Raw genomic sequence first — 14,417 nt, forward strand, 5'->3', positions numbered from 1 at the left:
AGGTGTGTTACGGATGGTAGCCATCGGATAAATTTTAACCTTAGGAGGAAAAGATGCATAAAAAGATTTTATCTATACTAATAATCTCTACAATCTTATACGGGTGCTCATCTCACGAAGCTATCACGCCTGACAATCCTGAACCTTTACCTATTGATGTTTCTGATTCTATAGAAGAAAAGACCTTCCCTTTTACAGGTAAACCTATGACTTCAAATAATACCTCACTACCTTTTATGGCTATAATAGAAAATTCAAAAGATGCCAGACCTCAGTCAGGATTATCTAATGCAGACATTGTTTTTGAAACCATGGCCGAAGGTGGTATATCTAGGTTCATAGCCCTATTTCACATGGAAATAGCTAAAGAAATAGGCCCAATTCGAAGTGTACGACCTTATTTCATAGAAATATCTCAAAGCCTAGATCTTCCCTTTGCACATTGCGGAGGAAGTGAAGATGCTTTAAAATCAATTAATTTAAATAATCTTATGAGTCTAAATGAAATGAAATTTGGTGATGCATATTGGAGAGATAATTCTAAAAAGCCTCCCCATAACCTTTATACATCAAGCGAAAAGATAACATCACTATTAACCGAAAAACAATTTAACAAAATCCCAACTTCGAATTTAAAATTTGATTCTTCTTATTGGAATAATAAAGATTTTAAAAATTGCAGTGATATAAAAATAAATATGAATAGATATTATGATACATCTTATAAGTATGAAGAAGGTATATATAAAAAGTTTATTGGTGAAGATATATTTATAGACAAATCAAATAACTCTGAAATAAAATTAAGTAACATAGTTATTCAACAAACTACTATAACTTTAAGCAAAGACAAAATTCACGTGGAAATACCTTTAGTTGGTGAAGGTAATGGGTATGTATTAAGCCAAGGTAAGGTAATCCCAATACTTTGGAGTAAAAAAGACTCAAATAGTGTCACCGAGTTAAAAGATGAGAACGGTAATATAGTCTCATTAAGTGAGGGTAAAACTTGGTGGAACATAGTAGATAAATCCAATGAAATATCTCTTCATTAAAAAAGTCGCTAACTATTAATATCTTTAAGACTTTATTATATAAATATAATATTTTAAAAAGACGTACCACTTATATACATCTTTTTTATATAAATTTAATAACTATATCACTATTGATATATATCACTATTGATATAGTTATTAAATGTTGATATAATAGAATAAATAAATAAAGTTTTGGAGGCGTTAAATTTGGAAAACCTACAGAAAATAGCATTAATTGCAGATAGCACTTCTGATTTACCAGAAGAATTTATAAATAAATATAATGTTCATATACTACCCCTTAAGGTAATTTATCGTGATAAGGAATATACTGATAGAGTGGATATAACACCTCAATATGTATATGATAATTTAAAAGTTGAAATACCTAAAACCTCATTACCATCAATGAATGATATGAATAATCTTTTTGAGAAATTGAAAATAGAAGGGTATACTCATGCAATAGCAATTTGTATATCTAGTGGCTTATCTGGAACCTCAAATAGCCTTAAGCTTATTAGTGAAAATCATCCTGAAATAGTATCTACAATTTTTGATTCTAAATTAATATCTTTTGGTACAGTTCCCCTAATAGTAGAATGCGGTAAGTTAATAGATAAAGGTGAAAGTTATGAATCAATAGTATCTAGTCTGCCAAAGATAAAGGATAAAGTATCTGTTTTCTTTATGGTTGATACCCTAGAATATTTAAAAAAAGGTGGCAGAATAGGTAGAGTCTCTGGAACCATCGGAGAATTACTTAATATAAAACCTATAATCTCCATAAATGAAGATGGTGTTTATTATACCTATGATAAAATAAGAGGAAAAAAACAAGCTCTATCAAAATTTTTAACTATAATAAAAAATGAGATAGACAAACATAAAGCTAGCCTTTGGGTAGCTCATGGTGATGCCCTAGAAGAATGTATAAAGATACGTGATATGTTAAAGGATTATAATAATGTTACTACTGTAGGTTTTGGCGAAGTAGGTCCTGTAGTAGGTGTTCATACTGGCCCTGGTTTCATAGCTATATCTATATTTAAAGAAGAGTAGTTTTATTATATGCACAATAATGATTTTAGTGATGAGGAAATAAAATCTGAAGAAAAACGCTTATATGAAGAATATAAACGAAAACTATCAGAACTTAAAAAAGTACAAAAAGAAAAGGAAGCCGTAGGCCAAGTTTTTACAAAAGGCCTTCTTCCTGTATATGTACTTTACATCTTAAGTTTAGGTCCTACTAATGGAAATGATATATCACATAAGATAGGCGAAAAAACTAATGGGCTATGGGTACCAAGTACTGGCGGTATATATCCAATACTTAAAAAGAATGAAAAGGAAGGCTTTGTTAAAGGTGAGTGGGATAATCCAGAAAAAAAGTTTCAGAAAATATATACATTAACTACAGAGGGGGCTGTTGAGTTAGAAAGCAAAAAGTTTCTTTTACAAAATAAAATCGAAGAGGCTCTTGAAGTATTTAAATTAATATATAAAGATCTTTATTTATAAGTATATAGTTAACCTTATTCGTAATACTATATATTAAGAGGTGATTTATATATGAAAGGTAAAATAATTGAAAACTCATCATCAGAAGCCTTAATTATATTTGAAGATTGTACTCTTTGTTTATTGCCTTTAAACAAAGCCTCTAGTTTTAAAAAATCTGGAGATAATATAAATGTATATTCTTCTAATTGTTCATCTATATCAAAGCAAAGACTTCTAGACTTCTACTAACAAAAACAATAAATCATTAACATATTAACAAAAAAGACGGATTGTCTAAACAATCCGTCTTTTTTATTCTACTGAAATAGCATTTACAGGGCAGCTTATAGCAGCTTCTTTAGCATCGTCAATGTGGTCTTTTGGTACTTCATCTACTATTACCTTTGCTTTGCCATCATCATCCATTTCAAATACTTCTATGCATATAGAAGGACATAATCCGCATCCTATACAAACATCTTTATCTACATTAGCTTTCATAAAAAAACCTCCACTAATATTAAATTATTTAAAGTTATTATGAGCATTATATCTAGTGTTTATGCACGCTTTTAGTTATTAAAAGATATATTATATTATTTTATTTATTATTTCGTTATACTCTTTATGTCCCTTTACATATTCTTCTGCTGTTCCTGCTTCTAAATTTTCTACTAAATCTAAATTTATAGGTAATTCTGCTAAAAGTGGTAATCCTAAATATTCAGCTTGTTCCTCTGCAGACTTTTTGCTAAATACTCTCATTCTTTCTCCACAACTATCACATTCTATATAAGCCATATTTTGTACTACGCCTTTAACATTTACCCCAAGTTTTTCTGTCATTATTACTACCTTTTTAACAATCATAGAAACCATATCTTGAGGTGTTGAAACAACTACCATATTAGATATAGGGAAGCTTTGCATTACAGTAAGTGCTATGTCTCCAGTACCTGGTGGCATATCTATTAATAGATAATCTAATTCCCCCCACTCAGTATCGGAATACATCTGATTTAAAACCCCTGTTATAATTGGGCCTCTCCAAATAACAGGTTGTTCTTCTTCTTCTGTAAGCAAATTTATTGATATAACCTTAATTCCAAGTTTGGTTTCAATTGGAATAAATTTCACCTCATCTTTTTCTCCCGATGGAATCATAGATGCTCTTCTTTCATTTATTCCAAAAAATCTAGGCATTGAAGGACCTGTTATATCTGCATCTAGCACTCCAACACTATATCCTTGGTTTCTTAATGCCACAGCCAAGATACCAGTTACTGTAGACTTTCCAACCCCACCCTTACCACTGATTACTCCTATTATATTTTTTATGTTACCATGCTTTGGTAAAAGCTTTGAACACGAACTTTCTTTTCCTTCTTTTTTAACACTACATTTATCTTTACTAGGACAACTTGAACAACTACTCATAAAATATCCCCCTTCAATAAAATTAGAAGTCTAGCGGCTTCTTTTCAGTTATATTTATTTTCCAATCTTTATCTTCATACTTACACCATACATAATAATCAGTTTCACTATTATCTGTTTTATTATATAGTGTAATTACACTTTTATAAACTGTTGTCTTATATCCATAAGTTTTTACATTAATCAATATATCGAAATCTTCCTTGTTATCTTCTACCAAACTCAAATTACTCATTTTGTTTTTTAGATTTATCTTAAAATCTTCTATATCAATAGAAAGCATATATTTAGCTACTTCCACATCATTTGAGATGTTAACACCTATCTTCTTTTCATCTTTCATTGTATTTTTAATATTTTGATCTATAAACGCAAGTATTGAGTCATAGTATAATGTTTCAAAATTTCTTGGTTTTCTAAGTGTAGCCATATTTTTAATTATATCATTATCTATTCTTTTTGAAACCACATAATTCTTACTTTCATCATAAAAATTACCCATACCTTTTTCTTGAATCCCAGCAACATAACTAAACTTATGTATTTTATCTTCATTTTCATAAATTTCAAATGTATAATCTGCATCTAAATTAGTCTTTCCTTCAACAGCTTTCCCGCTAGATAATATATTATAAATGTCATTTACAGTTCTTTTATCTGTTACTATAAATTTAAACCCATTATCCCTATTACTTTGAATTGTTATCTTTGGTACATCATTTTGCTTTATGAAATCAAAATCTTGATTTTTATATCCAAGTTTCACCTTAATACTTTCTGTTTTCGTACATCCAGTAAATAGACAAATTAAAGATAACATAAAAAGTAGTACTATCCCTTTTTTATTTTTTATCACTCTTTACCAATCTCCCTTTAATTTTATCTACATTAAATAGTAGTATACCTAATACAATAGTTATAATGCCTATAAATTGAGATGTTGAAAATATACCTACATTTCCTCTTGGGTCATCTCTTATAAACTCTATTAAAATTCTTCCAACACTATATAAAATCATATACATAGAAAATACACGGCCTTGTTTTGGCTCTTTTTTATCATACCATAATAATAATAAAGTTAATAATAGATCAAGAATAGAAGAATATATCTGTGTTGGATGAAGTGGAATTCCAAGTGGTGCAAGTAAAGTATTTGTAAAAGTTATACTTAAGGGAGAATTTGTTGGTGCACCATAACAACATCCTGCAAGAAGGCACCCTATTCTTCCAAAGGCTTGTGCTAAAGAAACGCTGGGTATCATTAAGTCAAATATCTTTAAAACATTCCACTTATTCTTTTTTGAGTAAAAATATACCGCCAAAGCTCCTCCTATAATAGATCCATATACGACAAATCCACTTCCTACATCTTTGAGCATAGATGGATTATTAATTATTGCATTTATATCAGTTATAATGTATAAGAGTTTTCCCCCTATAACGCCTGCTATTATAGCAAATATAGTAACATCAAATATTGTATCACTATCATAGCCTTTATCTTTGGCCCTTTTATCTAAAAGTAAAAATCCAAACAATATTCCAAGGGCTATCATTAGTCCATATCCATATATATTTATTCCAAATATAGTGAATAGAATTGGTTTCATATTTACCTCCATAAAAAACAAGAGAAGCTATATAGCTTCTCTATTCTTTTTATTAAAATTATAATACTTTAACTTAATTAAAGCAAATCATTTTTCATATTTAAAACTAGACGCCAGACCTTTAAATATAGACAACATATTTTCTTTATAGTTTTTCTGTAAAGTAAAGAAAGAAAACCTTACATAACTATCCTTATTATCTATGAAAAACTCGTTAGCTGTATATACTGATCCTTTAGCATTTTTCATAGTATAACATATAGCATAGGCCTTATTTTCATTAATATTAATTTCTTGTATACTATAATCTTTTACCGTATTTTCTTTAAGTGATACCTCTTTGCTTTTATCTAAAAAACTCTTTAAATCTTCTTTATAATTCCACACTTGAACGAATCCATAAATTTTCTGATCCTTAGAATTAAAAGCATTATGATATACAACCTCCTTACTTTCAAAATCTATTTCTTTAGTTTCCCAGTCTTCAGGAAGTTTATATGTAAATTTATTTTCTAATGCCTTATATTCCTTTAAAACATCTAAATTACTATTAACTAAAGCCGCCAGCTTTAAATTATTATCAAACATCTTTTCAGCACTAAATAATACTACCATAAGTAAAATTATAACTGTTGTTATTTTTAATCTTTTCCTATTTAGTACGATTACTTTCACGTTATCACTCCTATCCAAAAGATTTATACTCTTATAAAATTATATTAGTTATATCTTTCAGTTATGACTTAAACCTACAATAAATAATAATATACTTTATATCATAATTTTTTATCATTAAATAAAAAAAGCAAATTTGAAAGTCTTTTATTAAATCAATCTTTCAAATTTACTCTTTAACTTTTTTACTCTTTAACTTTAATGTATTTAATTTATATATATTATTACTTCATAGATATTTACTTGAATACCATACAAGTTTAACATTTTAAAAAAACTTAATACCTTATTACTTCATAGGTACTACAGTTATGCTATTCCTAAAGTCATAAAACATAAGCCAATATCCAAAGTTTTCATCAGTTTTTGAAGGCATCCAAGTGATAAATCCTGTCTTCCCACCATATGGTTGTTCTCTTCTATCTTTAGTTCCTGGAACTGCATATACTATATATCTTAATCTGTTATCTTTATTATACTTATATCCCACCATATAGTGTTCATACTTTTTGATATATGGATAATAATTTATCATAGGATAATATATAACAGTATATCTTGTGTAGTTAGAATTATTTAATAAGCTTTCAATATTTTTTGTAGGGACCTTATACCATGTGCAATATTTAATTTGATTTTCAAATCCATTGACACTTTCAAAGCCTTTTACAATTCCTTCGAAAAAGTCTTCAGTATCAGCTGGTGCACACTTATCTTTTTCTAATCCGCAATGTTTTTTATTATACCTATCTTCTAAAAGCTCTTCATCTTCTCTGTTATCAGTTATTCCATCATCTTCTCTTTCATAAAAAATGTCTTCTTCTTTTTTATGAAGAATATCTTCATTATCTATTTCCTCTATTAATTCTGACTCATAATTTAAATTTACATCTTCTTCACCATCTGCCACTTCAAGCTTCTTTTGTTTAATCCTTTCTATATTATCTTCATACTCATTAAAGTTCTCTTGTAAATTTAATCTATGTTCATGACCCTCTTTATTATTTATATCTTCTTTTATTTCCTTTACCTCATCTTTAAAGGTCTCTATATTTTCTTCTATATTCTTTTTTGTATCTCTTATAGAACTTTTCTCTTTTGCCTTTTTATTTAGTATATTTACTTCTATTTCTGGTTTATTTTCAATCTTTCTTTCTTCAAAGTTTATTGTTTTATCCTTCTTTTTATTGTCTTCTTTTACAGAGTCCTTAGATATTTCTACATCCTTTTTAATAATTATAGATTGATTATCTTTATTCATCTTATTTTCAGTTACATCTCTATTTAATTTAATTTCTAAAATATCATATTCCTTCCAGTTCTTAGGTTTATCACTACTTAAAAATCCACTCATAGGTATAGTTCTCTTACTGTTAGACCTTTTTAATATAGCTGTGCCACCAATATCCTCTAACGCTATCCCTGTTCCCCCTATATTATCTGCATCGAATTCATAGGATACATCTGCTCTTCCATTATCGTCTATGTTCAAAACCCCTATATTTATAATTTTATTAACATCTCTTTTATTACATACTATTAGCATATAATAAGGATTATCTTCTCTTTTTAAGTTTTGAACATAGTAGGACATTCTTAATTTTTCATTTTTTAATTCTATCTTGCTATACCCCGAAGGCTGTTTATCACTTGCTAAGGCACATCCCTTTTCATCTTCTTGCAATATAACGAAATATCTACTATAAGACTTCTTGTGAGCCAATTTAATTCCCTCCATACTATATTTCTTCAATATAGTATATGAGTAGTTTTTTTAAAAGTGAACTCAAAAAACAAATTAAAAAAAGCTAAGAGTTTTATCTTAGCTTTTTCGATGATATTATTATATAACTTTTAATTATTTGAAAGTTCATCTATATTGTTTGCAAGCATAGCAAATTCTTCTATAGATAAAGTTTCACCTCTTCTCATGACATCAATATTGCTTGACTTAAAGGCTTGTTCTATAAGTTCTTTAGAAAAACCCAATACTTTTAAACCATTTGGCAAAGTTTTCCTTCTCATATTGAAAGAGCTTCTTATAATTTTAAAGAATAATTCTTCATTGGTTACTTCAACTCTTGGTTTTGAAAGTCTATCTAACCTGATAATTATAGAGTCTACTTTAGGCCTAGGCAAAAAACAAGTTGGAGATACGGTCCTTATAACACTAGTATCACAGTAATATTGTACTAATAAAGATAATGACCCATATTCTTTAGTACTTGGCTTTGCATGAATTCTGTCAGCTACTTCTTTTTGAATCATTACGGTTAAACTCTGAAAGTCGTATTTACCATTTAGTAATCTTGCTATTATTGGTGTTGTAAGATAATAAGGTAGGTTGGCAACCAGTTTTACCTTAGTCTCTTCTCCAATGATTTCATTATAATCAATCTTTAAAGCATCTTTATGCACTAATTGAAAGTTATCAAACTCCCTTAATTCTTCTACTAAAATGGGTATAAGATCTCTGTCTATTTCTATAGCTGTAACTCTTTTAGCCTTTTTCAGTATCTCTCGTGTAACCGTACCAACACCTGGCCCTATTTCTATGACAAAATCCTGTGATGTTATTTCTGCTCCATTTACTAGATCTTCAATAACCTTATCATCAACTAGAAAGTTTTGGCCTAATGTTTTAGTAAACTTAAATTTATATCTATCAACTATTTCCTTTGTTCTATAATCTCCCATATGTTATTAACCTCTTTTTTATTTAATTATGTATAGTTAGTATTATATATTATTAAGTTCTATTCTTTCCAAAGCTTCTAAAAACTCACTTTTTTCTATTCCAAAACTATTTAATCTTGAAATAAATCTTGCTGAATTTCCATATCCTATTCCCAACTCTTTTCCAAGCTTATCTCTTTTTAAACTAGACTTCTTATCTCCTACTAATCCATAATTCATCATATCTGCTATGGTAAATGTAGTAACCTTATCTTTAATCTCACACTTAGCTTTTTTAATAGCTCTTATTATTGTTTCAGGTGAAGCATTCTCTACTCCTATATCTCCATCTTTAGTTCCTTCTGCTTGCGATATATATGCATGTTTTACTCCTAATACCCTTTTAGCTATTATACTTCTTATTTTTTCTCCTGCAAAATCTGGATCTGTTAAAATTATTACCCCTTGCCTTTTTTGAGCTTCTTTTATCTTATCTATAACTGACCTATTAATACCAAAGCCGCCTACCGCTAAAACTTCCGCATCCACGGCTCTTTTAACTGCAGTTATATCATCTCTTCCTTCTACCACTATAACCTCTTTTATCAAAACCATTCCCCCCTCACATCAAAAAGAGGGCTTACTAAGCCCCTTATCAATTCAGAATATATACATTTACATATTTTACTCCCCAGTTATAGCTTTCACTAGCTGAGTTAAAAAACACATCTATTGTGTTACCCTTTATAGCACCACCTGTATCTTCAGCAATGGCATAGCCATAACCTTCTATATACATCTTAGTACCTAGGGGAATTACCCTTGGATCCACAGCTATGCTACTATACCCACTTGGATTTCTCTTAGTACTAGTTCCAGTAGCCGTAATGTGATTTCCATTATTTCCACTATTATAATAAGCTGTTGCTCTAACCTTTATAGTCTTTTTATATAATACATCTTCGCCACTACCTCTTGATGCAGTCAAAACTCCTAAGGATCCTTGGAGTACTACTTTATCTACAGGTTCTTTTACTACAATTTCACTTATCACTTTTCTATCTATTTCCTTGCCATTTTCATAGATTATTTTAGTAGAGACTATTTTCTCTCCCTGTGCACCTTCTTGAACTATTTTGTTTACTGTATTAGCTAACTTTTCATCCTTTTTTATTGTAGTATTAAAATCTAAAGGTAGATTTTCTGCTAATATCTCAGTTTTTACCCTTGTAATATCAACGTTCAACCCCTCTTCTATAGGGGACTCTAAAGAAGGTGATACTCTATCCTCTTCTTCTAGAGAAATTCCTTCTGAGTTTAACATAGATTCAATATTATCTTCAGAAGTAAGGATGCTTAAAACTTCTCCATCTACTTCTACATTTACATCCACTGCTCTTTTTATGTGGATTTGATCTCCTTTTTTGATTTTTTCATTTACTCCAAGATCTACCTTATCTTTAGGACCTAACACTATTTTATTATCGTGTAAAGCCCCCTGTACGGTCCCTTTATATGTTGCTATTTTAGATTCCTTTCCGTCTATTACCAATGTTATCTCTTTTTTCATGTTAAAAATTGTGACTAGCAATCCCATTACAATTAGGGACATAACAAATGCTGCCTTTGGACCGTTCGAAAAATAATTTTTAATTTTACTTTTGAACTTGTCAAACATAATGAACTACCTCCCTCTGGCAAGAGCACTTTTACATTATAACCATAATGAATATTGTTGTCAAACTTTATGCTCTAGGCCTTGAATAGACTGGCTTTAGCTAAATTTAAAAAATAAATAATGATAGCTTTTTACACAAATTTAGCCCTTTTCATGGGAGTTTTACATATTTGTTTTTCTAGATTTTGGCAATTCAAATGATTTTAGAGTTTGTTTATTTGATATAATTATATGTTTACTTTTTAAATTTAATGCAGTATTACAAATTAAAACTTATCTATATTGTACCAGTTAAGGCTTTATTTTATATCAAATAAAGCCTTAGTGTTTCTTATAGTTATATGACTAATTTCCTCCATTGATAAATCTTTTATTTCTGATATTCTTTTTATTATATGCTCTATATAATCGGATTGGTTCCTCTTTCCTCTATAAGGTACTGGTGCCATATAAGGAGCATCCGTTTCTACTAACATTTTGTCTAAAGGTACATCTTTTACTACATCTATGACCTTTCTTGCATTTTTAAATGTTACAACACCTGTGAATCCTAAATAATACCCTTCTTTTAAACACTCCCTAGCAAATTCTACACTACCAGAAAAGCAGTGGAGAACCCCCTTTACTTCTGGAAATTCTTTTATTATATCTAATGTGTCTTTATGTGCATCCCTATCATGTATAATTACAGGAAGATTCATTTCATTTGCAAGTTGCATCTGCTCTCTAAATACTTTCTTTTGTATATCCTTGTGTGGATTCCCTTCCCAGTAATAATCAAGACCAATTTCACCTATAGCTTTTAATTTTGGGTTATCCTTATTAGACTTTATCCACTTATATACATCTTCATTCCACTCATTTGCATTTTCAGGGTGTATACCTAATGCAGCATAGAAAATTTCATGTCTTTTGGATAATTCTAATGTGCTTTCACAAGCTTTTAAGGAAGACCCACAATTTATAACACCTATTACACCTTTATCTTTAATATCTTTTATTACTCCTTCCCCATCTTCGTTAAAAGCTTCATCATCATAATGAGCATGGGAATCAAAAATATTAATTTTAACATCATTACACATACGAATATCCCCCTTGTCTAAGTTATACATTGCTTTATATCTCCAATATTAATCTTTTAATTATAAAATAATATATTACAAGTTAATAAACCTATTATCACACATTAATTATATCTATACTCTTAAAGATATAAAAAAGGTGTAACAAGACCTATAAGTCCTCCTAATAACGCACCAAGCCAAGTTATTGCTTTAAGCTCTTCATATGCAATACCGACAATCACTTCTTCTGCAAAATCTACTTCAAAAGAGTTAATATTATCTTCTACAATTTTTTCAATATTCAATATCTCAATTACGTCAGAAGCTTGCTTTTGTATAAATCTATCATAAACACTTTTTATGTAAATGTTAGATGATTTTATTAATATATCTTCCTCAACTTTAATTAAGCTATTAATAGGTCTATCTATTGTTACACTTATAATCTTAGTTATACTGTCTTTAATTATAGTCTTAGTACTCTCTGTATCTACTATCTCATATACAAATCTCTTTAAAACGCCATATAAGCTTTCTTTATAGCTCGGATTAAAATTTAATAATATTTCATCTATAGAATTATGGCCTAATAATTTAGTTTTTATTCCATATATTCCTTCTTTTATTACTTCTATTGAAAATACATTGCTTTGCAGATCATTTACTAAATTATCAATGATAATTTCTATTTTAGAATACTCTACCGCCTTTATAATTTCGCTTACACTTCCATCCATTAGCTTATCTATATAATTTTTTATTACTACGCATATTTGTTTTTTATTTTCATCTTCTTTTAAATATTCTTTAGAAAAATCTAGGAATTTATTATATAAAGTTTCAGGATTTAAAAACATTGCTACCAAAGGATTTACATTAGTTCCTATGCCTTCAGAAATAGCTACTTTTATCTTGACTTTTGTATCAGGTTCCTCTAGTAAATATAAGATATCGCTTGTTATCTTATCCCTATTCTCATATATAAAGTCATCTACTATATCTACCATATTTTTAGGGATGACTTCTTTAAGGCTTTTTTCAGTATAAATTAGTTCTCCTAGCTTTCTATTTATCTTTTCTTTTATATTTTGATGAAAATCCTTAGATGATGCATAATTATATACAATCTCTGATATTTTACCCATACTTTCTTCTTTTAAAATGCGTTCTAATATTAATGGTTCCTTTTTTAATTCTTTTTGGAGCAGATTATATATTTCTTTTACTATCTTATCTTTAACATTATCATTTAAGTTATTTAAAACTCCTACATATATATATTCATTTATATTGTCAAGATTTCTTTGATTAAAACCTAAGTTTTCTTCCATTAAGGCCTTTAAATTTTTAGTAGATGAATATATCTCTTTTATTTTAGTTTCCACCATATTGTAAATATGACTATATATATTAGGGCTACATAATGCTTTTACTATGGTATCCTTAGATAACAAGTGATTCGCTATAGCCTCACTTACACTTTTGGCAATTCTTTGTTTTTCTTTTGGTATAAGTCCTGGAGTAAACGGCACCTTAATACCAAATATTCTTTTCTCTTCATAAGGTCTAAACAGCATTTTAATTGCAAGCCAGTTTGTTATATATCCTATTACAGCACCTACTATACATGGAATAAAGTTTTTCATATTATACTTCCTTTCTTCGAATGTTTTATCCGATGGCTACCATCCGTAACTCCCCTGTCCTCTTCAAGGTGGGGGATGACGGCTGCTACGTCCCTGGATAAGTTCTTCTAAGACTCAGATGGAGATATGTATTCCTTATAAGCAAACTCCACCCGAGTCTAAGAATCACTTGATATTATATTGATAGCATAACTCTTACATATTTACAACTAATAGAGATATCCTTTATATTTTATTAAGTAAACCATAGTGTGATTTAAATTACATTAATAAAGTATATTATAATGTATAATTATAATATACTTTATTAATAAGCCAATACTTATTTGAATCATTTTTTAATTAAAAATGTTATAATAAAAACTTTATGCTAAATTAAAAGGAGTGAAAATCCAGTTATGATTAAATCAGATTATAAATGTCTTCTTGTGAATCTACCCCTTTTTGAGAACTTTAACCAAAATGACTTAGACCTTTTGCTAAATTCTGAGGATGTTAAAATTGCATCCTATTCTAAAGATGAGATAATATTTATGGAAGATGACATATGCTTAAACTTAAGTATAATCTTAAAAGGTAATGTTGAAATACAAAAGGTAGATCCAAGCGGAAAACTTTTATCTGTAGCTAGTTTAAAAGCTGGTGATATCTTTGGTGAAAACTTACTTTTTGGAGATAGAAATATATATCCTATGACTGTAGCTACTAAAAGTGAAAGCTTAGTACTTCACATTTCAAAAGATGTGGTCGCAGTTCTTTGTCAACAAAATTTAGAATTTTTATATTCATTTTTGAACCTTTTATCAAACAAAGCTATAGCCTTAAGCTCAAAAATTAAACAAGTTACTTTAAAAACTATAAGGCAAAAAATTTGTGAATTTTTATATAGTGAGTACTCTCATTCCAATAATAAAATTTCACTTAAAATGTCTAAACAAGAATGGGCTTATAATTTAGGTGTCCAAAGGCCTTCTCTATCAAGAGAACTTATAAAATTAAAAGAAGATGGAATAATAGACTACGAAAAAGATTATGTATTAATTCTAAATGTACAAGCATTAAAAGAAAACATATAAAAA

General features: G+C 28.8%; 16 protein-coding genes. 5 read left to right on the forward strand and 11 right to left on the reverse strand.

What is annotated here, in order from left to right; all coding sequences use genetic code 11:
* The first annotated feature begins 53 nt into the window (after positions 1-53).
* From BV55_RS0104150 to BV55_RS0104165, 4 genes are all read left to right on the forward strand, one after another.
* On the forward strand, positions 54-1,055 hold the full coding sequence (locus BV55_RS0104150) for a DUF3048 domain-containing protein (RefSeq protein ID WP_029451516.1): 1,002 nt from the start codon (positions 54-56) through the stop codon (positions 1,053-1,055).
* A 192-nt stretch (positions 1,056-1,247) separates the two neighbouring features.
* Positions 1,248-2,102, forward strand: a complete 855-nt coding sequence (locus BV55_RS0104155; RefSeq protein WP_029451517.1) for a DegV family protein — start codon at positions 1,248-1,250, stop codon at positions 2,100-2,102.
* A gap of 9 nt (positions 2,103-2,111) precedes the next feature.
* Positions 2,112-2,564 carry a PadR family transcriptional regulator gene (locus tag BV55_RS0104160; RefSeq protein ID WP_029451520.1) on the forward strand — a complete coding sequence of 151 codons (453 nt, stop codon included), beginning with the start codon at positions 2,112-2,114 and terminating at the stop codon, positions 2,562-2,564.
* A 51-nt stretch (positions 2,565-2,615) separates the two neighbouring features.
* Positions 2,616-2,795 (forward strand): hypothetical protein, encoded by a 180-nt coding sequence (locus BV55_RS0104165; RefSeq protein WP_029451521.1) that lies wholly within the window; start codon positions 2,616-2,618, stop codon positions 2,793-2,795.
* Positions 2,796-2,858: 63 nt separating this feature from the next.
* Here the strand turns inward: BV55_RS0104165 and BV55_RS0104170 are convergent, their stop codons facing one another.
* The 11 genes from BV55_RS0104170 to BV55_RS0104220 all read right to left on the reverse strand — a co-directional run bounded on the left by BV55_RS0104170 (position 2,859) and on the right by BV55_RS0104220 (position 13,338).
* Entirely contained in the window at positions 2,859-3,047 is a 189-nt protein-coding gene (locus BV55_RS0104170; RefSeq protein ID WP_029451522.1) for a ferredoxin, read from the reverse strand.
* 90 nt (positions 3,048-3,137) lie between these two features.
* Positions 3,138-3,983 (reverse strand): Mrp/NBP35 family ATP-binding protein, encoded by an 846-nt coding sequence (locus tag BV55_RS0104175; RefSeq protein WP_029451523.1) that lies wholly within the window; start codon positions 3,981-3,983, stop codon positions 3,138-3,140.
* A 22-nt stretch (positions 3,984-4,005) separates the two neighbouring features.
* Entirely contained in the window at positions 4,006-4,839 is an 834-nt protein-coding gene (locus BV55_RS0104180) for a YhfM domain-containing protein (RefSeq protein WP_029451524.1), read from the reverse strand.
* A complete protein-coding gene (locus BV55_RS0104185; RefSeq protein WP_029451525.1) occupies positions 4,826-5,596 on the reverse strand; it encodes a prolipoprotein diacylglyceryl transferase in 771 nt (256 codons plus the stop codon). The genes BV55_RS0104180 and BV55_RS0104185 overlap by 14 nt, the downstream gene beginning before the upstream one ends.
* Positions 5,597-5,683: 87 nt before the next feature.
* Positions 5,684-6,271, reverse strand: coding sequence for a PsbP-related protein (locus BV55_RS0104190; RefSeq protein WP_029451526.1), 588 nt, complete (start codon positions 6,269-6,271; stop codon positions 5,684-5,686).
* Between the two features lie 289 nt (positions 6,272-6,560).
* Complete coding sequence (locus BV55_RS0104195) at positions 6,561-7,994, reverse strand: DUF7922 domain-containing protein (RefSeq protein ID WP_029451527.1); 1,434 nt, start codon at positions 7,992-7,994, stop codon at positions 6,561-6,563.
* Positions 7,995-8,125: 131 nt separating this feature from the next.
* On the reverse strand, positions 8,126-8,968 hold the full coding sequence (gene rsmA, locus BV55_RS0104200; protein WP_029451528.1) for a 16S rRNA (adenine(1518)-N(6)/adenine(1519)-N(6))-dimethyltransferase RsmA: 843 nt from the start codon (positions 8,966-8,968) through the stop codon (positions 8,126-8,128).
* 42 nt (positions 8,969-9,010) lie between these two features.
* A complete protein-coding gene (gene rnmV / locus BV55_RS0104205; RefSeq protein WP_029451530.1) occupies positions 9,011-9,556 on the reverse strand; it encodes a ribonuclease M5 in 546 nt (181 codons plus the stop codon).
* Positions 9,557-9,602: 46 nt separating this feature from the next.
* Entirely contained in the window at positions 9,603-10,625 is a 1,023-nt protein-coding gene (locus tag BV55_RS0104210; RefSeq protein ID WP_029451532.1) for a 3D domain-containing protein, read from the reverse strand.
* 299 nt (positions 10,626-10,924) lie between these two features.
* Positions 10,925-11,710 carry a TatD family hydrolase gene (locus BV55_RS0104215; protein ID WP_029451534.1) on the reverse strand — a complete coding sequence of 262 codons (786 nt, stop codon included), beginning with the start codon at positions 11,708-11,710 and terminating at the stop codon, positions 10,925-10,927.
* 122 nt (positions 11,711-11,832) lie between these two features.
* The gene (locus BV55_RS0104220; protein WP_029451536.1) at positions 11,833-13,338 is read right to left on the reverse strand and encodes a DUF445 family protein; all 1,506 of its coding nucleotides are present in this window, start codon (positions 13,336-13,338) and stop codon (positions 11,833-11,835) included.
* A gap of 398 nt (positions 13,339-13,736) precedes the next feature.
* Here BV55_RS0104220 and BV55_RS0104225 point away from each other — a divergent pair, with 398 nt between their 5' ends.
* Positions 13,737-14,414 (forward strand): Crp/Fnr family transcriptional regulator, encoded by a 678-nt coding sequence (locus BV55_RS0104225; RefSeq protein ID WP_029451538.1) that lies wholly within the window; start codon positions 13,737-13,739, stop codon positions 14,412-14,414.
* The last annotated feature ends 3 nt before the right edge of the window (positions 14,415-14,417 follow it).

The sequence above is a fragment of the Clostridium algidicarnis genome (assembly GCF_000703125.1).
Lineage (GTDB): Bacteria > Bacillota > Clostridia > Clostridiales > Clostridiaceae > Clostridium_L > Clostridium_L algidicarnis.